Source organism: Streptomyces beihaiensis (assembly GCF_026274175.1).
In the GTDB taxonomy this organism is placed as follows: Bacteria; Actinomycetota; Actinomycetes; order Streptomycetales; family Streptomycetaceae; genus Streptomyces; species Streptomyces beihaiensis.
In genome coordinates this window covers 37,698-56,453 of the sequence record NZ_JAPHNL010000233.1, presented here as the reverse complement: position 1 = coordinate 56,453, position 18,756 = coordinate 37,698, and the positions used below count along the sequence as shown (strand labels likewise).

Genomic DNA, 18,756 nt, shown 5'->3' with positions numbered 1-18,756 from the left:
CGCGGCCCGCGCGGCGACGGCGGCGACCACCGCGCCGCCTCCCGCGACGAGGAGTTCGGACGCCGACACCGTAGGGACGATCAGCAGGTAGGCGACGACCAGCGCCACCCACCACGCAAGGACCTCACCCAGGGCCGCGGGCACCTTCCGCCGCATCGCCCCTCCTCGCCGTTACGAGCCGTCACGAACCAGCACCGTGTACCGTGTACGGCGGCTTCCGCGCCCTGGCACGCCGGGAGCGGGGCCCGCACCCGGCGAGCGTCACCGTGATGGAGCAACGACGGGCGGGCACCGGGCCCCTCACATCCGCTCCTTCCAGCCCGCGCGCACCAGCCAGGCGTTGACCGGCCATGCGGTGAAGAAGCCGACGACCATCGACACCTGCATGAGCATCCAGTACGCGGCCGTCGTCTTGGACAGTCCCGGGTCGAAGATCACCTCCTGGTAGATCCACATGCCGAGGAAGAGGCCCACCTGGAAGGCGAGGATGGAGAGGGTGTCCGCCTTGACGGCCGCCCTGATCCCCTCCCACCTGCCGATGGAGCGCATGGGCACGATGGAGAAGTACTGGAAGGCGATCCCCAGCGTCCAGGCGAAGACGAAGTCGAGCAGGAAGTCGGCGTACAACGCCTTGCCCGCGAGCGTCAGTCCGGTGCCGAGGACGAGCCATTCGGCCCCGATGTCACCGAGCGTGCAGCCCGCCCCGCAGTGGCTGACCGCCTTGAACCGGACCACCCGGTCGGGCGGCTCGGCGCCGTCCGTGTCCCGCTCCCGCCCGTGGGCGAAGTAGAACCAGAGGGCGACCGGCCCCCAGTACAGGGCCGTGACCGGATACACCACATTCATGATCCACATCTTCTGGTGGCGGCCGCGCACGACGATGTCGAACACGATGACGAGCGCGCTCGCGAGGGCGACACCGAGGGCGATCCAGCCGAGCGTCTCGATCCACTCGGCGGGCTGAGTGTGGGGTTCCATGTGCTCACCTGCCCGGTTGCTTCGATCGCGTCACCATGGTGACCTGTGACCACCTCGGGGTACCCGCATGGCCGCCGGGCACCCTCCGGGGTGCGACATCCGATCGCCGGCACCATCTGGTATCGCTTGGCAAGGGAGGAGACATGCCGACCGGTCCGCCTGACAGCGCCGTCGAGCCCTGGGCGCTGCGCGAGTACGCGGTCCTGGCCGACGGCGAGCGAGCCGCCGTGGTGGATCCGCAGGGTGGCGTGGTGTGGTTGTGCGCGCCGCGCTGGCACGACGACGCCGTCTTCTCCGCGCTGATCGGCGGAGTCGGCCATTTCTGCGTGACCCCCGACGACCGCTGGCACATGTGGGGCGGCTACTACGAGGACGGCTCCCTCATCCGCGTCACCCGCTGGACCGCCCCCGGCTACGTGGTCGAGTGCCGGGACGCGCTGGCGCTGCCGGCCCGCGACGACCGGGTGGTGCTGCTGCGCAGGCTGCGGGTCGAACGCGGACAGGCGCGGCTGCGGCTGAGCCTCGACCCGCGCCCCGGCTTCGGCGAGCACCGCATGCGGCGGCAGTCCCAGGAAGGGGACACCTGGACCGCGGACGGCGGTGGGACGGCGATGCGGCTGCGCGGGGTACGGGAGGCCGCGTGGGACCCGGCCACCGGCCTGCAAGGAACGCTCCGGTTGGGCCGGGGCGAGGTGCACGACCTGGTACTGGAGCTCGGCGCGCCCGGCGAGGCTCCCGCGCCCGACGCCGACACGCTGTGGCGGCGCACCGAACAGGCGTGGCACCACGCCGTCCCCGACTGCTCCGAACTGGCCGCGCCGCGCGACGCCCGGCACGCGTACGCGGTGCTGAACGGCCTGACCAGCAGGGCCGGCGGCATGGTCGCCGCGGCCACCACGTCGCTGCCGGAGCACGTCGACGCCGAGCGCAACTACGACTACCGGTACGCGTGGCTGCGCGACCAGGCGTATGCCGGTCTTGCCGTGGCGGCGCACGGGCCGCACGAACTCCTCGACCGCGCCGTGCGGTTCACCGCCGAACGCGTCCTCGCCGACGGGCCGGTCCTGCGCCCCGCCTACACGGTGTCCGGCCAGTCGGTGCCGGGAGAGCACACGTTGGCGCTTCCCGGTTTCCCCGGCGGCAGCGACCGGATCGGAAACCATGCGGGGACCCAGTTCCAACTGGACACGTTCGGTGAGGTGTTGCAGCTGTTCGCGGCGGCGGCCCGGCACGACCGGCTCACCCCCGAGGCTGAGCGGGCCGCCCGGGCCGCGGTGGACACCGTCGCGGACCACTGGATGCTGCCGGACGCCGGGATCTGGGAGCTGGACGAGCGGTGGTGGACGCACTCACGGCTCAGCGCGGTCTGCGGGCTGCGCCGGATCAGCCGGGTGCTGCCCGGGGCCGACGGCCGTCGCTGCGCGGATCTGGCGCGGGCCGTGTTCACGGAGACCCGACGGCGGTGTCTGCGTCCGGGCGGGTACTGGGCGCGGGCCCAGGACGACGACGGCCTCGACGCGGCGCTGCTGGTGTCGATCGCCCGTGGCAGCCCGGAGACCGACGACCCGAGCGCCGCGCGGACGGCCGCCCTCGTCGAGGAGAACCTCTCCCGTGACGGCTACGTGTACCGCTTCGTCCATCAGGGGGCCGAACTCGGGGAGGCCGAAGGCGCGTTCCTGCTGTGCGGGTTCGCGATGGCGCTGGCCCGGAACCGGCTCGGCGACCGGCAGACCGCCCTGCGCTGGTTCGAGCGGACCCGGGCGGCCTACGGCTCACCCGGCCTGTTCGCGGAGGAATTCGACGTGCGCCAGCGCCAGTTGCGCGGCAACCTCCCGCAGGCGTTCGTCCACGCTCTGCTCCTGGAATGCGCGGTCCGCCTCGCGTGACGTGCGCGGACGTGACCGCGGCCGGCCCCGCCCTCAGCTCACCTGGAAGTCGGGGCCCGCGGCGTCCCGCACCACCCGGCCCCGGTGCGCGTCCGCTTCCGGGTCCCGGCCGGCCTTCGTCTTCACGCGGGCGATGCCGACCTTCATCTGCACGCGGGCGATGCCCTGGGCGGCCCAGCCGGCCGTCCGCTCGGCGAGTTCGGCGTCGCAGTAGAAGGGGAAGCGGCCGCTGCCGTGGACGGGTGTGGCCTCGTGCACCATGTCGAGGACGGTGGTCAGCGGCAGGCCGAGGACGCGGCCTTGAGGTCCCACAGGGCGATGTCCACCGCGGAGACCGCCATGGCGACGGCGCCGGGGCGGCCGAGGTTGCGCACCGCGTGCCGCATCGCCGCCCAGACGCGGCCGCGGCTCAGGGCGCTGTCCCGGTCACGGCCGCGGCGAGGGGACCGCGTACGAGATCGGCGAGGGACGTGTGTCCGTACGTCCAGCCCGTACCGGTGTGGCCGCCGCCGTCCGCCTCGGCGACGACCACGGTCGTGGAGTACCAGGCCGGTGTGCCGTCCGGCTCCGTCCGGTCCGGTTCCGGCCGGCCCGTGGGGATCTCCCCCGCGTGGGCCCGCACGTCCGAGATCGGTCCGTCGGACGTCACGGTCGACTCCTCCGAGGATCCGGTGCCGGTGGCCCTGTCGGCCGGGCGCCCCGGGCACCTTGGGTTCCCGGCGCGTCCACCGCCTTGGGTTCCCGGCGCGTCCACGCGGCAAACAGCGGGGCTGGGCCGCCCGGTTGGGCGGGTCCGTGTGCACGACATTGTTTGCCGCCGCAGTGGTCGGGAACCCGACTCGACATGCCCCGGACCGGAGGCTCGACCGTACGAGCGGTCGGATGTCGCGCGTCGTACCGGCCGACTCTCACGGTGACAGAACGATTCACGCACATGGCCAAACAGCTCACTGACAAGGGAGTTCCTCCCATGCCCCCCGTACGAGCACGGTCCAGGCGTCATCCGCACGATGACGCGCCCGACACCGCGGCAGCGTTCCAGCGGCTCGCCGAGATGCCCGACGGGCCCGCACGACAGGCGCTTCGACAGGAGGTCGTCAGCGCCTGGCTGCCGATGGCCGGCCGCCTCGCCCGTCAGTACCGCGACCGAGGCGAGAGCCTGGAGGACATCGAGCAGGTCGCTCGGCTCGGTCTGGTCAAGGCGGTGGACCGGTACGACCCCGGGCAGCGCACCGCCTTCGAGAGCTTCGCGGTGCCGACGATCCTGGGCGAGATCAAGCGCCACTTCCGCGACCACATGTGGGCGGTGCACGTGCCGCGCCGCGTGCAGGATCTGCGTAACCGAGTGCGCTCGGCGAAGCAGGAGTTGACCACCGCGGTCGACGACCACCCGCCCAGCGCCGAGGAGCTCGCCGCCAAGGCGAATCTCAGCGTGAAGGAGGTCCGCGCGGGTCTTGAGGCGCTCGACAGTTTCTCCGTGCTGTCCCTGGACGCGGCGGCGCCCGACAGCGACAACGGCTATTCCCTCGTCGACACGCTCGCCGACGGCGAACCGGGGTACGCGCTCGTCACCGACCGCGAGGCTGCCCGGCACGAGCTGCGGGAGCTGCCGGAACGGGAGCGTCAGGTGCTGTACCTGCGCTTCTTCCGTGACATGACGCAGAGCAGCATCGCCGAGGAGATCGGCGTCTCGCAGATGCACGTGTCCCGTCTGATCAGCCGCGCCTGCCGAAAAGTCCGCGACCAGGTCGAGGGCCGGGACGTGGCGTGACACAAGGGAGGTGTCCACGTGACTCTCCACCTCTACGGCATCGTCCGCGCCGATCACTGCGGACTCCCGCCGGACGGCGGCCGGCCGGGCGAGCGGCACGCCCCGGTGCGCCTGCTCACCGCCGGTGAGCTCGCCGCCGCGGTCAGCGACGCTCCGGCCGCCCTCGCCCCGCGCCGCCGCTCCTTGTCGGCCCACCATCGGGTGGTCGAGGAACTGAGCCGGCGAGGCACCGTCCTCCCGCTGCCCTTCGGCAGTCTCTGGCCCGACGAGGAGGCGGTCCTGACCGCGCTCGAGGACCGCGCCGCGTACTACCTCGGCCAACTGGCGCGCCTGGACGGAAAGGTCGAGTACAACGTCAAGGCCGGTCATCACGAGGAGGCGATCCTCCACCAGGTGCTGAGCGAGGACGCCGAACTGCGCGCCAGGACCCAGCGCGTGGACAAGGCCGGTGGCGGCACCTACCGACAGCGCCTGGAACTCGGCGAGCTGCTCGCCCGAGCGGTACGTGAGCGGGAACGGCGTGACACCGTCACCGTCCACGACACGCTGGCGCCCGCGGCCGACGAGGTCAGCCGGTGGCCCGAGTCCAAGGGCTGGCCGGCCGACATCTCGTTCCTGGTCGACCGCGCCCGCGTCGAGCGGTTCCTCGGCCTCCTGGACTCGCTCGCCCGCAGCCGTCCCCAGCTCGAACTGCGTACCGACGGGCCGCTGCCGCCGTACAGTTTCACCGGCCGAACGCACCCCGGCGGGTCGGGGCGCCACGAGTGAACTCCGGGCGCCGCGGCCGCTACGCCTGTGCGCTCACCTCGACGGGCCTGCCCGCCGCGACGACCGCCTCGACCGACGTCAGTGCGGCCAGGTCGGCGAGCGGGTCGCCGTCGACCACCAGCAGGTCGGCGCTGTAGCCGACGGCCAGCCGGCCGGTCACGTCGTCGAGGCCGAGCGCCGCGGCGGCGTCGGCCGTGGCCATGGCCAGTACGCGGTCCGTCGGCACGCCCAGGTGCTCGTAGAAGGTGAGGGCGGCGGGCAGCCCGCCGAAGCGCGCGCGTTGCACCCCGGCGTCCGTCCCGGCGATCAGCCGCGCGCCCGCCGTCGCCATCTGCCGTACCGCCGCGAACAGGGGCTCCACGCGCTCGGTCCCCAGCAGCTTCGGCAGCATCCGCCAGTTCGGGCTGACGGTCGGGCAGACGTGGATGCCCTTCTCGACGATCCGGTCCACGACGTCGGCCCGCACATCGACGCCGTCGGCCGTCAGCCATGTGCAGTGTTCGATGGTGTCGACTCCGGCGTCGACCGCGGCGGCGATCCCGTCGCTGCCGTGCGCGTGTGCGGCCACCGGAAGCCCCGCGCGGTGCGCCTCGTCGACGACCGCCGCCAGCTCCTCGTCGCAGAACTGCGACTCCCACGTCCGAGCGCCCCCCTCGGTGAGCCCGCCGCCGGTCGCCATGACCTTGATCACGTGGGCGCCCGCCGCGGCGTTCTCCCGCACCAGGTCGCGGATCTCCGCCAGGCCCGACACCTCGCCGCCGAGGAACCAGCAGTGACCGCGGGGCGGGGTGAGCGGCCGCGCCGCCGAGACGATCCGCGGGCCGACCGCCCGGCCCGCGGCGACCTCCCCCGCCAGGCGCAGCGCCAGGCCGCCCCGGTCGCCCAGGTCCCGGACGGTGGTGACGCCCGCGGCGACCAGCTGCCCGGCACGTGCCGTCATGGCGTCGAGCAGCGTCTCGTCGTCCTGCCCCTGGAACGTCGCCACCGGGTCGGTACCCGCGTCGAAGCAGAGGTGGACGTGCGCGTCGATCAGGCCGGGCAGGACGGTGCCGCGCGGGAAGTCCAGCCGGGGCTCGTCCGCCGCGGCGTGGCGCAGCACGTCCTCACGTGGGCCGACCCCGGCGATGAGCCCGTCGCGTACGAGCACGGCGCCGTCCGGCACCACGTGGCGTGCGGCTCCGGCCAGGACGCGCGCTGCGGTGATCAGCATCGGGGCTCTCCTTCGTGTACGGCGGGGCTGAGGGCGTCAGGACGGGCTGCCCCCGGCACGGTAGCGGTCGGGCGCGGACCGGACCGCGACCGCGTCCACCTGTCGACGGCCCGTGCGTAGCGGACAGGCGTTCAGGCGACCGTACGACTCGGCGCCGAGAATGCAGAAGTCCGTTTCGGAGGTGCGCAGTTGCTCGATGCCCGGTGCGGACCTCGGCGGCCCGCCGCTGACCGCGACGGCCGGCCGTGCCAGGTCAGCGCGCGGGCGGCCACGTCCCGTCGTGACCGTCCTTCAGCAGGTTCTCGGTGAATCCGCGGAGCCGGTCGATCGTCGCCGGCTCCGGCTCGGTGCAGCGGGCCAGGGCGTTCTTGATCTCCCGGTAGGTCCTGGCCTCCAGGCCACGGCGCCGGCAGTCCTCCAGGTGGGCCGCCACGCGGCGCGCGGTGGCGTCGTCCGTCTCCCCGTCGAGGTATGCCCGCAGGACGCGGGCCACCCGAAGGCAGTTCAGCCCGCGCTCACCCCGCCGTCTCCGCTTCGGCCGCATGTCCATGGCTCACCACCGCGTCGTGGAACGCCTTCCCGGCCACCGGCATTTCCCCGGACGCGCGGCTCCCGCTCCTCCTCCCGGGTAGCAGACCCGCCATGTGTGATCCCGCATTCGGCACTCACCCGGTCGGCCTCGAAGCCGCCGTCCGCCGGGAGATCAAGGGCGCCCTGGTCCGCCGAGGCGTCCCGAACGAACCAACCCTCGCCCGGCTGCGCGCCTTCACCACCACACTGCTCGCCGACGGCACCTGACGCCTCCGGCGGATCGTGTCGTCTCGCCGACCGTCACGGCTCCCCGCCGCCCATCGCCCCGGTCACCCGAAGAGTTCGGGTACGCGGATGGTCACCACGTTCCGCCAGGAGCCGTCCGGCAGCCGCAGCCGGTCGCCCGGTGCCAAAAGCGCCCTGGCGCGCGCCGCGCGGCGGTCGGTCCGGCGCGACGGCAGCCGGCCGCCTCCACCCGCGCCGCCCGCCGGGCCACGCGTCTCCTGCGGTGCGGTCGTCGTCATGTCACACCTCCTGCGGCCTCGGGTTCCCGTTTCCGCTCCGGCCAGCGGGTCAGATGGCGGATCTCCGCGTCGGGACCGGGAAAGTACAGCGTGACCCGGCCGTCGTCGGCCCACCGGACGTCGTAGGGCGGGCTCCCGTCGGCGTGGTGGAGGCCGACCACCTCGCCGTCGCGGGTGACGACTCCCGCCCTGGTGCCCCGTACGACGATCTCGTCGCCCACGCGGGCGTACGACGTGACCATGGTCATCGCCTCCTTGCCGCACCGACGCGCGGCGGTGCGGACGTCACTTCCATGCAAGTCACGGACCGCGCCGCGTACCAGGGGCCATTGGCCCCTCGTCGGGACTGTTCGGCCGCCGTGCCGGAGCGGCGCGAGTGCTGCAATGGAGGAGAGCGCAACACCGAGGAGGTGCGGCCATGAACACGCTTGCCCGCAAGCAGTGGATCCCGTTCCCGGACATGCCGGAGTGGTTCGAGACCCTGCCCACCAAGTTCACGCTGCCCACGATCCGCGTGGAGGACTACACGGAGGACGGACGCTACGTCGTGCGCGCCGAGCTCCCGGGCATGGCGCCCGAGGACATCGACGTCATGCTGAACGACGGGATCCTCACGGTCCAGGCGGAGCGGACCGAACGCAACGTGGAGAAGAACCACAGCGAGATCCGGTACGGCTCGATGAGCCGCAGTGTGTCACTGCCGCCGGGCGCCGACGAGAACGACGTGACGGCGCAGTACACCGACGGCATGCTGACGGTCAGCGTCGGCCTCGGTGCCGGGAAGACGGAAGCCAAGCATGTCGAGATCAAGCACGGCGAGTGACGACCGGAGCGGTCGCGGCGGCGGGTCCCTTCCGGGGGCCCGCCGCCGCGCCGCGCACCCGGCCCATGGGGCCGTCACGCCGATCCGCCAGGGCCGTTCGGCACTAGGCCCCGTGGGGCAGGGCGAAAGACTGGTACAGCAGATGTCCCGACGGAACCGGGAGGTTGCCGTGAACACGTACGAGAGCCGGGGCCCCGGAGGCGAGGGCGTACGGCAGGAGGCGCTGGTCCGCTACCTGGGCGCCGTCACCGCCGCGGCCGCCCGGCACACTGCGCTCGGCGAGCCGCACGCACACACGTCCGCGGACGGGGGCCGTCACCCGGCTCCGCCCGAGGTGACGGGCTCGTCCACCGAGCCTGCGCGGGTACGGGACGTCATGGACGTGCCGGCCGCAAGCCTCCGCGAGGACATGACGTACCGGGAGATCGCCCGGCACCTGGCACGCGAGCGAGCCGGCGCGCTTCCCGTGGTCGACGCGACCGACCACGTGCTCGGGGTCGTCTCGGAGTCCGACCTGCTGGCGAAGGTGGCGCACGAAGCCTCCGGCCACCGGCCAGGACGTGTCGGCAGGTCGTGGGAGCGGCGCCTGGGCAGCAAGTCTCACGGCGAGACGGCCGCCGACCTGATGACCAGCCCCGCGATCACGGTGTCGCCGGGCGCGACGGTCGCCGAGGCGGCCTGGCTGGCCGCGCTGTCCCGGCTCAAGCGCGTCCCGGTCACCGACCACGAAGGCCGTCTGGTCGGTGTGGTCCGGCGTGACGCGCTGCTGCAGACGCTGATCAGGGACGACTCGCTCATCAGGGACGAGGTCGACACCCGGATCTCGGCGATCTGCCCGCCCGCCGAGCGCGAGGCCGTCGAGGTGAACGTGCACGACGGCGTCGTCGAACTGGCCGGGCGGGTATCGCCCGCGACGGGTACCCGGCTGGTGGCCTCCGTCGAGGAGATCGCGGACGTCGTCGCGGTGAAGAACCTGTTCACCAGCGGCTGAGGGCCGGTCGGGCCCGAGCCGGGACGTGCGGCCCATGTCCCCGCCGGGCGCCGTGTCACCAGGCTGGAAGCGGATCCGTCCACGGCGGATCCGTCCACTCGGGAGGTGGAGATCATGACCTCGACCGTCACGGCCGGGCTCGACGGATCGCCGGAGAGCCGTACCGCCGCCGAGTGGGCGGCACGCGAGGCGCAGTCGCGCGGCCTGCCGCTCAGGCTCGTACACGTGTGGGAGCCGATGCCCTCGCATCTGGCGCAGGCACCGTTCCTCGCGGGCGAGACGCGGCAGCGCTGGACCGAGGAGCTGCCCGAGGACGCCGTCGACGCGGTGCGCGCGCACCATCCCGGCCTGGAGGTGCACACCGACGAACTCTCCGGCGACCCGGCCAAGGCGCTGATCCGGGCCGCGGACGAGGCCCAGCTGATGGTGCTCGGTTCACGCGGCTTCGGCACCGTCGAAGGGTTCGTGGCCGGGTCGGTGAGCCTCACCGTCATCGGACACGCCGTGCGGCCCGTGGTACTGGTTCGGGCACCGGGCGGCGCCGACGACGTGTCCGGTCCCGTCGTGCTCGGCCTCGACCTGGACTCGCAGAACGACACGCTCCTCGACTTCGCCTTCGAGGCCGCCGCGCGCGGCGGCTCGGCGCTGCGGGTCGTGCACGCGTGGGGGCGGTCACCGTCCGACCTCGACCCGTTCCGCAGCGACGCGCACCGGCACGGGCTCGCCGCCGTCAAGGAGACCGCGGCCCTGACCAAGGCGCTGCGCCCCTGGCGCCTGGAGTTTCCCGATGTCGAGGTGGTCGAGGCCAGCCGGTGCGGCAGCGCGGCACAGATCCTCGTCGACGACTGCCGCGGCGCCCGCCTGGCCGTCGTCGGTCGGCACATCCGGCCCGGCGCCCACGCCTCCCGCGTCGGCCATGTCGCGCACGCCGTCATCCACCACGTACAGGCACCGGTCGCGGTGGTCGCGCACGAGTGACCGGGAGAGCGACCATAGGGAGTGAGTGAGGAGCGTCATGAAGGGCTTCGTCTTCCACGGTCCCGGACAGGCGTCATGGCAGGACGTGCCGGACCCTGACCTCAAGGAACCCACGGACGCGATCGTGAAGGTCGGCGTCGTCACCGTCTGCGGGACGGATCTGCACATCCTCAAGGGCGATGTCCCCGAGGTGCGGCCGGGCACGGTGCTCGGTCACGAGGCGGTCGGCGAGGTCGTCGAGACCGGCTCGGACGTGCGCGGCGTACGCCCCGGTGACCGGGTGCTCGTCTCGTGCATCACCTCGTGCGGCCGGTGCCGGTTCTGCCGCGAGGGCCGCTACGGCCTGTGCGCGGGCGGCGGGGGCTGGAACCTGGGGCACCGGTGCGACGGCACGCAGGCCGAGTACGTCCGCGTGCCGTTCGCCGATCTGTCGCTCCACCCGCTGTCGAGCACCGTGCGCAGCGAGGACGCGGTGCTGCTCGCCGACATCTTCCCGACCGCCTACGAGGTGGGCGTCCTGAACGGGCGGGTGCGCCCCGGTGACACCGTGGCCGTAGTCGGCGCCGGTCCCATCGGTCTCGCGGCCGTCGCCACGGCGGGGCTGTTCTCGCCCGAGCGGATCATCGCCGTCGACCCGGCACCGGCCCGCGTGGAGGCGGCCCGGAAGCTCGGCGCCGACGCCGTCTGCGACGCGCCGGAGGTCTCCGCCCAGCTGGTCGCCGATCTGACCGGCGGGCTCGGCGCGGACGTGGTGATCGAGGCGGTGGGCCGGCCGGACAGCTTCGAGCTGTGCACCCGCATGATCCGCCCCGGCGGCCGCCTGGCCAACATCGGCGTGCACGGCAGGCCCGTGATGCTGCACCTCGAAGACCTGTGGGCGAAGGACGTGACGATCACGACCGGCCTGGTGGACACCTTCTCCACCCCGACCCTGCTGCGGATGGCCGCGGCCGGCCGGCTGCCCACCGGGCAACTGGTCACCCACACCTTCCCGCTCACCGCCGTGCAGGAGGCGTACGACGTCTTCTCGCAGGCCGCCGAGACCGGCGCGCTCAAGATCGTGCTGGGCGGGGAACACCACACGGACGTCACCACCGTCCCCGTCGCCTGACCCGGAAAGGACGTGAGGGCCATGACCGAGATGCGGGCCGTGCCCACGAGGACGGCGCAGGACGCCGCGACGCAAGAGCCCCGGGCACAGTCGGCGCGCAGGCCGCCCGGCGACCTGGGCAGGCGGCTGACCGCGCGCAGGCTGCAACTCGGGCTCACGCGCCGGGAGGTGGCGGTGCGCGCGGGGATGGCCACGAGCTATCTGAGGTATCTGGAGGAGTGCTCGGCCGCCGCGCCGGGCAGCGGCCCCCTGATCCGTCTCGCCGAGGCGCTGGAGATTCCGTACACGTCGCTGACCGGCAGTGCCGTCGACGAGCCGCCCGGCACCGGCCGCGCCGCGCGCGAGCCGCGTTTCACCGAGCTGTCGCCCGCCGAGTGCAGGTCGCTGCTCGGTACGCACGGGGTGGGGCGTATTGCGCTGGACGTCGCCGACGGGCCCGTGGCCGTGCCCGTCAACTACACCGTGATCGACGGCGACATCGTGTTCCGCACCGCGCGGGACGCCACCCCGTCGCTGGCGCAGGGGCACCCCGTGGCGTTCGAGGTCGACCGTGTCGACGACGCGTTCGGGCAGGGGTGGAGTGTGCTGGTCCGCGGGCGGGCGTCGACCGTGACGGACCCGGCGGAGCAGCAGCGGCTGGCCGAACAGGAGTTCAGCGCGCCGTGGGCGGACGGTGCGCGGGACGTGTGGATGCGGATCGCGCCCCGGGAGATCACCGGGCGCCGGATCGTCGCGGAGGGCCCCGGGGACGTGCGTCCGCCGGACGACGCGCGGACGCGGCCCTCGCAGAGCTCATAGCGCGCGCCGCGTCGCGGCAGAGTTCATGGCGCGCGCCGCGTCAGGGCACCGGGTGTCACGGGGCGGCACGGGCATCACAGCGGCGGCACAGCGCGGCACGGCCCGCACAGCGCGGCACGGGCATCACAGGCGGCGGCACAGCGCGGCACGGGCGTCACAGCGCGGCGCGGCCCGCCTCCAGGCGGGCCACGGGGACCCGGTAGGGCGAGCAGGACACGTAGTCCAGACCCGCCGCGTGGAAGAAGCGGATCGATTCGGGGTCGCCGCCGTGTTCGCCGCAGACCCCGGTCCGCAGGCCGGGCCGGGCGGCCCGGCCCTCGTCGACGGCGATACGGACCAGGCGTCCCACGCCCTCCCGGTCGAGCGTCTCGAACGGTGAGGCGGCGAGGACGCCTTTGTCGAGGTAGGCGGAGAAGAACTCGGCCTCGACGTCGTCGCGGGAGAAGCCCCAGGTGGTCTGGGTGAGGTCGTTGGTGCCGAAGGAGAAGAACTCCGCCTCCGTCGCGATGCGTGCGGCCGTGAGGGCGGCCCGGGGCAGCTCGATCATGGTGCCGACGGGGCAGTGGATGTCGACGCCGGTCTCCTCGGTGACCTCGGCCAGGACCCGCTCCACCTCTTCGCGGGTGAGCCGCAATTCCTCGACAGTGCTGACCAGCGGCACCATGATCTCGGCCCGCGGGTCTCCCCCGGCGCGGGTGCGGGCGACGACGGCCTCGGCGACCGCGCGTACCTGCATGGCGACGAGGCCCGGCACGACGAGCCCGAGCCGCACTCCGCGCAGGCCCAGCATCGGGTTGACCTCGTGCGTGCGGTCGGGCAGGAACTCGTGGAGCGGCGGGTCGAGCAGCCGGATGGTGACCGGCAGTCCGTCCATCGCCTCCAGGACGGCGGTGAAGTCGTCGCGCTGCGGAGCCAGCAGGGCGTCGAGGGCGTGCGCGCGGTCGGCGTCCGTGCGGGCGAGGATCATCCGCTCGACCAGGGGACGCCGTTCGCCGAGGAACATGTGCTCGGTACGGCACAGGCCGATGCCCTGGGCCCCGAACCGACGTGCGCGCGCGGCGTCCTGCGGGGTGTCGGCGTTGGCCCGCACCTCAAGTCGGCGCACGGAGTCGGCGTGTTCGAGAGCGCGGGCGACCGCCGAGACGACGCTGTCGGACTGGACTCCGGACTCCAGATAGCGCATGGTCGCGGAGGCCACGAGCGGCACCTCGCCCGCGTACACGGAGCCGGTGGAGCCGTCGACCGAGATGACGGTGCCCTCCTCGACGAGGGTGCCGTCGCGTGCGGTGAGCCGCCGCCTCGCCGTGTCGACCGTGATGTCCTGCGCTCCGCACACGCAGACCCTGCCCATTCCGCGGGCGACGACGGCCGCGTGGCTGGTCCTGCCACCCCGGCTGGTGAGCACGGCGCGGGCCGCGACCATGCCGGGCAGGTCGTCGGGGCTGGTCTCCTCGCGCACGAGCACCACCGCTTCGCCCGCGTCCGCGCGCCGGACCGCCTCCGCGCTGTCGAACACGGCGGCGCCGGACGCGGCGCCGGGCGAGGCGGGCAGGCCGTGGGCGAGCTCGGCACCCGCCCGTTCGGTGTCGAAACGCGGGAACATGAGCCGGCCGAGCTGTTCGCCGTGGACACGGCGCAGTCCCTCGGCGGCGGTGATCAGCCCCTCGCCGACCAGTTCGGCCGCGATGGCGAAGGTGGCCTCGGCGGTGCGCTTGCCGATCCGGGTCTGCAGCAGCCACAGCGTGCCGTGCTCGACGGTGAACTCGATGTCGCACAGGTCGCGGTAGTGGCGCTCCAACGTGACGGCGTGGTCGTGCAGTTGGGTGTGGCAGCGCGGGGCGATCCTGGCGAGTTCGGCCAGCGGCACGGTGTCGCGGATCCCGGCGACGACGTCCTCGCCCTGCGCGTCGGGCAGGTAGTCGCCGTACAGGCCGGGGCGTCCGGTGGCCGGGTCACGGGTGAAGGCGACGCCGCTGCCGGAGTCGGGGCCGAGGTTCCCGAAGACCATGCGCTGCACGGTGACGGCGGTGCCCAGGTCGTCCGGGATGTGCTCGCGGCGCCGGTACAGGCGGGCCCGTTCGGCGTTCCAGGAGCGGAAGACGGCGAGGACGGCGTGGCGCAGCTGCTCGGCCGGGGACTGCGGGAAGTCGTACCCGGTCTCGTTGCGGATCACCGTCTTGTACGTGTCCACGAGCCAGGCCAGGTCGGAGGCGTCCAGGTGCACGTCGTCGGGGGCGCCGCGGGCCTCTTTGAACAGGGTCAGGGCCTCGTCGAAGAACGCCTGGTCGACTCCCATGACCGTGCTGCCGTACATCTGGACGAGGCGCCGGTAGGAGTCCCAGGCGAACCGTGCGTCGCCGGAGACCTTGGCGAGGCCGTGCACGGAGGCGTCGTTGAGGCCGATGTCCAGGACGGTGTCCATCATTCCGGGCATGGAGAAGCGGGCGCCGGAGCGGACGGACACGAGGAGTGGGTCGTCCGGCTGTCCCAGCCTGCGGCCACCGGCGCTCTCCAGGACCGACAGGTGCCGGGAGATCTCCGCCGACAGGCCCTCCGGTTCCTCGCCGTCGGCGAGGAAGGCGCGACAGGCGTCGGTGGTGACGGTGAAGCCGGGCGGCACCGGCAGTCCCAGGCGGGTCATCTCGGCCAGGTTGGCGCCTTTGCCGCCGAGCAGAGCGGCCATCGTACGGTCGCCGTCCTGGAAGTCGTACACGTGACGGACCATCTCGCCGCTCCTCGGCCGCGCAGTCTCCTGTGTGCTTCCAGCGTCGACCGGGCGCGACCGCGGCGCGAGGTCTCCCGGTCCCCGGCGGCGGGGCCGACCGGCCCCGGCTCCGGAGCCCGGCGTGCACGGCGCCGCTGGTCGCTCGGGGCTACCGTGGACGGGTGGGATCGCTGGCGCGGGTCGATGCGGTCGATGCGTCCCACAGGTCTGGAGGTACGCGGTGTCAGACCCGGAAGAGCCACGGATACGGCTGCCGCAGCTGAAGCTGGACGAGTTGTTCGAGGAGCTGCAGGCGCGTATCGACGCGGCCCGCAGTACCCGCGACCGGGTGAACGGCCTGCTCGACGCGGTGCTTTCGGTCGGCCGGGAGCTGGAGCTCGACCAGGTGCTGCGCTCCGTCGCCCAAGCCGCCGCCGACCTCGTGGACGCCGAGTACGCGGCGCTGGGCGTCATCGGCCCGGACGGCAGGACCCTGTCCGCCTTCCACACCGTGGGCGCGAGCGAGGAGCAGATCACCGCGATCGGTCACCTTCCCGAGGGCCGCGGCATCCTCGGCGAGCTGATCCGCCACCCGCGCCCGCTGCGCCTGACGAAGCTGTCCGAGCATCCTGCGTCGTACGGGTTCCCGCCGGGCCATCCGCCGATGAACAGCTTCCTGGGGGTCCCGATCCGGGTCCGCGGCCAGGTCTTCGGGAACCTGTATCTGACCGAGAAGCGCGGCGGCGCCGAATTCGACGCGGAGGACCAGTCGCTGCTGTCCACGCTGGCCGTGGCCGCCGGCGTGGCCATCGACAACGCCCGCCTGTACGAGGAGACGCGGCTGCGCGAGCGCTGGCTGCTGGCGAACGCCGAGATCAGCCACAGCCTGATGTCCGGCAGCGAGGGCACGGAGACCCTCGTCCTGATCGCGGAGCGCGCCCGCGCGATCACCGGTTCCGATCTGGCCGCCGTGGCGACCCCGATGCCGGACGCGCCGTCGTTCTACGTGGAGATCGCGGTGGGGTCCCAGGCCGGGGCGCACCGCGGTCTCGTCCTGCCGATCGAGGGCACGCTCATGGGTCTGGCCCTGCGCACGGCCGCCCCCGCCACCACCGACGACGCCCGGCACGACGAGCGGATCTCGCCCGAGCCGCCGCGCTTCGAGGGCCTCGGCCCGGCCGTGGCCGTCCCGATCGGCACGGGTCCCGACGCCCTGCGCGGTGTGGTCCTGGTGGCCCGCGGGGCGGGTCGGCCGGTCTTTCTGCAGCAGGAGACGGAGATGCTCCAGACGTTCGCCGCCCAGGCGGCGATCGTGATGGAGCTGGCCGAGCGGCGGCGGTCCGCGCAGCAGGTCGAGCTCCTGGAGGACCACGACCGCATCGCCCGTGACCTGCACGACCTGGCCATCCAGCGGTTGTTCGCGATCGGGATGACCCTGCAGAGCGCGGGCCGGTTCATCGTCCATCCGGTGGCCAACGAGCGGGTGCTGCGGGCGGTGGACGACCTCGACGAGACCATCAAGATCATCCGGTCGACCATCTTCGGCCTCCGCGCCCACCAGGACGGGGCCGAGACCGGACTGCGGGCCAGGGTCGTCCGCGCGGTCAGCGAGTCCGCCCCGGTCCTCGGCTTCGCGCCGAGCCTGCGGATGGAAGGGCTCCTGGACACCGAGGTTCCGCAGGAGATCGCCGACGACCTGGTGGCGGTGCTCTCCGAGGCGCTCACCAACATGGCCCGGCACGCCCACGCGGACCGGGCGCAGGTCGCCGTGACGACGGACGGCCACGAGCTTTGGCTGACGGTGGCGGACAACGGGGTGGGCATTCCGGCCGAAGGCCGGCGCAGCGGGCTGTCCAACATGGCCGAGCGGGCCGAGAAACTGGGCGGAAGACTGCGGGTGACCAGGCCCGAGGACGGCGGCTCCGCCCTGGACTGGCGTGTGCCGCTGCCCGGCGGGCGGTCCGCGCGGGCGGGCACCCGGTCGCCGGGCGGGCCCGGTCCCGAAGACAGGGCCTAGGGGCCGGGTGACCGGGACCGATAGGCCTCTGCCGCGGGCGGCGTGGGCGCCGGAGCCTGAAGGTGTCCACGGACGGCACCCAGCCCCGGGAGGACGCCATGTACGCCACCCCGCCCCGTGTGAGCGACGTGATGACCCGCAAGGTCGTGGCCCTGCGCGGCGCCGCGTCCTTCAAGGCGATCGTCAAGGCCATGCGCGAGTGGCACGTCAGCGCACTGCCGGTGCTCGACGACGCCGGGCGGGTCGTCGGAGTCGTCTCCGAGGCCGATCTGCTGGCGCCACAGGCCCAGCAGGACGCCGGGGACGAGACCGCCGGGCCGCACGACGTGTCCCGTGGTTCCGACTCGTCAGACGAGTACGGCCCGCACACCGTGTACGACGACCTGGAGGCGCCCGCACCGGGGCGTGACCGCGTGCGCCACGGCACACGAGCCTCGTGGACGGCCGGGGCGGCGGCCACGGCGGCCGAGCTGATGTCCGCCCCGCCGGTCACCGTGGCGCCCTACGCCACGCTCGCGCACGCCGCACGCCTCATGGCACGCGCCCGCGTCAAGCGGCTGCCGGTCGTCGGCGACGACGGCACGCTGCGGGGCATCGTCAGCCGCGCCGACCTGCTGAAGGTCTATCTGCGGGACGACTCGGAGATCGCCGACGAGGTGATGCGTGAGGTCGCGGAGCCGCTCTTCGGCCCGCGCGCCGCCGCCCTGCGCGTGGAGGCGCGCGACGGTGTGGTCACGCTGGCCGGCCGGGTCGACGAGACGGCACTGGTGCCGGTCGCGGTGCGGCTCGCCAGGGCCGTGGCCGGGGTGGTGGACGTGCGGTGCCGTCTGGCCGGACCCCCGCACCTTCCCGACCTGAACCCTGATGCCGCGGACGGTCACCGCAGCCGTACGCCCTGAACCGGGCGTCACGGGAACCGAGAGGAGACGGCGATGACGTGGGCAACTCCTTCCACGGTCGAACAGCCACTGCTGTGGCGCTGGCGGCACAACGCCCTGCGGCGGCACAGCGATGTCGTCGAGGCATGGATCGTGCTCTCCGTCTGGCTGCTCGCCGTCGTCTTCGGGGTGGTCGCGGGCGTGGTGGCGGCACGGGCCACGGTTTCGGGCTACGCGACGGCGAACGCGCGGGCCCACTCCGTCTCCGCCGTGCTAACCGGCGACGCGACCACGTCTCCGCTCGCCCGCGACCCCGAACTGGGCGGAAAGGTGTGGGCGCCGGTGCGCTGGACCGATCCGAACGGCACCCCGCGCACCGACCGGGCGAGGGTCTCTCCCGGCACCCGGTCGGGCAGCCACGTGACGGTGTGGACCGACCGTGCGGGCCATGTGGTGTCGGCGCCCGTCAGCGGTTCGGCCTCGGCGGTGCAGGCGGTCATGACGGGCACGCTCGTCGCACCGCTGGCCGGTGCCTCGGTCTGGGCGGTGGGCTGGGTGGTCCGCGCCGGACTGATGCGGCGCCGCTTGGACGAGTGGGACGCGGAGTGGAAGCTGGTCGGGCCGCGGTGGACGGCGTGAGCGCACACGTGAGCGCGCACCGGCGCCGCACCGAACGCGAGGCGCGGTGACCCTGGGGCCGCGATGACCCTGGGGCGCGGTGACCCTTCTGGGCGCGGTGCCCCTTCCGCCTGTCGCTCCCGGTCTCCCCGCCTTGTCCCTCGTCCTCG

Annotated in this window: 20 protein-coding genes; 12 read left to right on the top strand and 8 right to left on the bottom strand. The window is 73.4% G+C overall.

Going from position 1 to position 18,756, the window contains the following annotated elements:
• Positions 1-300: 300 nt before the first annotated feature.
• On the bottom strand, positions 301-978 hold the full coding sequence (locus OFY01_RS18615; RefSeq protein ID WP_266601322.1) for a DUF4396 domain-containing protein: 678 nt from the start codon (positions 976-978) through the stop codon (positions 301-303).
• Positions 979-1,121: 143 nt separating this feature from the next.
• Between OFY01_RS18615 and OFY01_RS18610 the strand changes: the two genes are divergently transcribed.
• Entirely contained in the window at positions 1,122-2,864 is a 1,743-nt protein-coding gene (locus OFY01_RS18610; protein ID WP_266601320.1) for a glycoside hydrolase family 15 protein, read from the top strand.
• Positions 2,865-2,897: 33 nt separating this feature from the next.
• On the opposite strand, the gene OFY01_RS18605 is transcribed toward OFY01_RS18610, so the two are convergent.
• Positions 2,898-3,176 (bottom strand): enolase-like domain-containing protein, encoded by a 279-nt coding sequence (locus OFY01_RS18605; RefSeq protein WP_266601319.1) that lies wholly within the window; start codon positions 3,174-3,176, stop codon positions 2,898-2,900.
• Positions 3,177-3,273: 97 nt separating this feature from the next.
• Positions 3,274-3,513, bottom strand: a complete 240-nt coding sequence (locus OFY01_RS18600) for a hypothetical protein (protein ID WP_266601318.1) — start codon at positions 3,511-3,513, stop codon at positions 3,274-3,276.
• 321 nt (positions 3,514-3,834) lie between these two features.
• On the opposite strand from OFY01_RS18600, the gene OFY01_RS18595 reads away from it, so the two are divergent.
• Together OFY01_RS18595 and OFY01_RS18590 are read left to right on the top strand one after the other, a co-directional pair.
• On the top strand, positions 3,835-4,635 hold the full coding sequence (locus OFY01_RS18595; RefSeq protein ID WP_266601317.1) for a SigB/SigF/SigG family RNA polymerase sigma factor: 801 nt from the start codon (positions 3,835-3,837) through the stop codon (positions 4,633-4,635).
• A gap of 18 nt (positions 4,636-4,653) precedes the next feature.
• Positions 4,654-5,403 (top strand): GvpL/GvpF family gas vesicle protein, encoded by a 750-nt coding sequence (locus tag OFY01_RS18590; RefSeq protein WP_266601316.1) that lies wholly within the window; start codon positions 4,654-4,656, stop codon positions 5,401-5,403.
• A gap of 19 nt (positions 5,404-5,422) precedes the next feature.
• Here the strand turns inward: OFY01_RS18590 and OFY01_RS18585 are convergent, their stop codons facing one another.
• Positions 5,423-6,613 (bottom strand): amidohydrolase family protein, encoded by a 1,191-nt coding sequence (locus tag OFY01_RS18585; RefSeq protein ID WP_266601315.1) that lies wholly within the window; start codon positions 6,611-6,613, stop codon positions 5,423-5,425.
• Between the two features lie 253 nt (positions 6,614-6,866).
• Positions 6,867-7,163, bottom strand: coding sequence for an anti-sigma factor family protein (locus tag OFY01_RS18580; RefSeq protein WP_266601314.1), 297 nt, complete (start codon positions 7,161-7,163; stop codon positions 6,867-6,869).
• Positions 7,164-7,255: 92 nt separating this feature from the next.
• Here OFY01_RS18580 and OFY01_RS18575 point away from each other — a divergent pair, with 92 nt between their 5' ends.
• Positions 7,256-7,411, top strand: coding sequence for a hypothetical protein (locus tag OFY01_RS18575; RefSeq protein WP_266601313.1), 156 nt, complete (start codon positions 7,256-7,258; stop codon positions 7,409-7,411).
• Positions 7,412-7,473: 62 nt separating this feature from the next.
• Here the strand turns inward: OFY01_RS18575 and OFY01_RS18570 are convergent, their stop codons facing one another.
• Both OFY01_RS18570 and OFY01_RS18565 read right to left on the bottom strand, forming a co-directional pair.
• A complete protein-coding gene (locus tag OFY01_RS18570) occupies positions 7,474-7,668 on the bottom strand; it encodes a hypothetical protein (protein WP_266601312.1) in 195 nt (64 codons plus the stop codon).
• Entirely contained in the window at positions 7,665-7,916 is a 252-nt protein-coding gene (locus tag OFY01_RS18565) for a DUF1918 domain-containing protein (RefSeq protein WP_323135531.1), read from the bottom strand. Before OFY01_RS18565 ends, OFY01_RS18570 begins: the two co-directional genes overlap by 4 nt.
• A 170-nt stretch (positions 7,917-8,086) precedes the next feature.
• Between OFY01_RS18565 and OFY01_RS18560 the strand changes: the two genes are divergently transcribed.
• From OFY01_RS18560 to OFY01_RS18540, 5 genes are all read left to right on the top strand, one after another.
• The gene (locus tag OFY01_RS18560; protein ID WP_266601311.1) at positions 8,087-8,491 is read left to right on the top strand and encodes an Hsp20/alpha crystallin family protein; all 405 of its coding nucleotides are present in this window, start codon (positions 8,087-8,089) and stop codon (positions 8,489-8,491) included.
• A 169-nt stretch (positions 8,492-8,660) separates the two neighbouring features.
• Positions 8,661-9,482 carry a CBS domain-containing protein gene (locus OFY01_RS18555; RefSeq protein ID WP_266601310.1) on the top strand — a complete coding sequence of 274 codons (822 nt, stop codon included), beginning with the start codon at positions 8,661-8,663 and terminating at the stop codon, positions 9,480-9,482.
• Positions 9,483-9,596: 114 nt separating this feature from the next.
• Positions 9,597-10,460, top strand: coding sequence for a universal stress protein (locus tag OFY01_RS18550; RefSeq protein WP_266601309.1), 864 nt, complete (start codon positions 9,597-9,599; stop codon positions 10,458-10,460).
• Positions 10,461-10,497: 37 nt separating this feature from the next.
• On the top strand, positions 10,498-11,571 hold the full coding sequence (locus tag OFY01_RS18545; RefSeq protein ID WP_266601308.1) for an alcohol dehydrogenase catalytic domain-containing protein: 1,074 nt from the start codon (positions 10,498-10,500) through the stop codon (positions 11,569-11,571).
• A gap of 21 nt (positions 11,572-11,592) precedes the next feature.
• Positions 11,593-12,369, top strand: coding sequence for a helix-turn-helix domain-containing protein (locus OFY01_RS18540; protein WP_407700375.1), 777 nt, complete (start codon positions 11,593-11,595; stop codon positions 12,367-12,369).
• A gap of 154 nt (positions 12,370-12,523) precedes the next feature.
• Here the strand turns inward: OFY01_RS18540 and ppdK are convergent, their stop codons facing one another.
• On the bottom strand, positions 12,524-15,094 hold the full coding sequence (ppdK, locus tag OFY01_RS18535) for a pyruvate, phosphate dikinase (protein WP_266601307.1): 2,571 nt from the start codon (positions 15,092-15,094) through the stop codon (positions 12,524-12,526).
• Positions 15,095-15,314: 220 nt separating this feature from the next.
• Here ppdK and OFY01_RS18530 point away from each other — a divergent pair, with 220 nt between their 5' ends.
• The 3 genes from OFY01_RS18530 (at position 15,315) to OFY01_RS18520 (ending at position 18,607) form a co-directional block, all read left to right on the top strand.
• Positions 15,315-17,090, top strand: coding sequence for a GAF domain-containing sensor histidine kinase (locus tag OFY01_RS18530; RefSeq protein ID WP_266601306.1), 1,776 nt, complete (start codon positions 15,315-15,317; stop codon positions 17,088-17,090).
• 98 nt (positions 17,091-17,188) lie between these two features.
• Entirely contained in the window at positions 17,189-17,989 is an 801-nt protein-coding gene (locus OFY01_RS18525; protein WP_266601329.1) for a CBS domain-containing protein, read from the top strand.
• A gap of 33 nt (positions 17,990-18,022) precedes the next feature.
• Entirely contained in the window at positions 18,023-18,607 is a 585-nt protein-coding gene (locus OFY01_RS18520) for an Rv1733c family protein (RefSeq protein ID WP_266601305.1), read from the top strand.
• The last annotated feature ends 149 nt before the right edge of the window (positions 18,608-18,756 follow it).

Coding starts and splice junctions, on each gene's coding strand:
- OFY01_RS18615 (WP_266601322.1), bottom strand. CDS start 978: ATGGAACCCCACACTCAGCCCGCCGAGTGGATCGAGACGCTCGGCTGG.
- OFY01_RS18610 (WP_266601320.1), top strand. CDS start 1,122: ATGCCGACCGGTCCGCCTGACAGCGCCGTCGAGCCCTGGGCGCTGCGC.
- OFY01_RS18595 (WP_266601317.1), top strand. CDS start 3,835: ATGCCCCCCGTACGAGCACGGTCCAGGCGTCATCCGCACGATGACGCG.
- OFY01_RS18585 (WP_266601315.1), bottom strand. CDS start 6,613: ATGCTGATCACCGCAGCGCGCGTCCTGGCCGGAGCCGCACGCCACGTG.
- OFY01_RS18580 (WP_266601314.1), bottom strand. CDS start 7,163: ATGGACATGCGGCCGAAGCGGAGACGGCGGGGTGAGCGCGGGCTGAAC.
- OFY01_RS18575 (WP_266601313.1), top strand. CDS start 7,256: ATGTGTGATCCCGCATTCGGCACTCACCCGGTCGGCCTCGAAGCCGCC.
- OFY01_RS18570 (WP_266601312.1), bottom strand. CDS start 7,668: ATGACGACGACCGCACCGCAGGAGACGCGTGGCCCGGCGGGCGGCGCG.
- OFY01_RS18565 (WP_323135531.1), bottom strand. CDS start 7,916: ATGACCATGGTCACGTCGTACGCCCGCGTGGGCGACGAGATCGTCGTA.
- OFY01_RS18560 (WP_266601311.1), top strand. CDS start 8,087: ATGAACACGCTTGCCCGCAAGCAGTGGATCCCGTTCCCGGACATGCCG.
- OFY01_RS18550 (WP_266601309.1), top strand. CDS start 9,597: ATGACCTCGACCGTCACGGCCGGGCTCGACGGATCGCCGGAGAGCCGT.
- OFY01_RS18545 (WP_266601308.1), top strand. CDS start 10,498: ATGAAGGGCTTCGTCTTCCACGGTCCCGGACAGGCGTCATGGCAGGAC.
- OFY01_RS18540 (WP_407700375.1), top strand. CDS start 11,593: ATGACCGAGATGCGGGCCGTGCCCACGAGGACGGCGCAGGACGCCGCG.
- ppdK (WP_266601307.1), bottom strand. CDS start 15,094: ATGGTCCGTCACGTGTACGACTTCCAGGACGGCGACCGTACGATGGCC.
- OFY01_RS18525 (WP_266601329.1), top strand. CDS start 17,189: ATGTACGCCACCCCGCCCCGTGTGAGCGACGTGATGACCCGCAAGGTC.
- OFY01_RS18520 (WP_266601305.1), top strand. CDS start 18,023: ATGACGTGGGCAACTCCTTCCACGGTCGAACAGCCACTGCTGTGGCGC.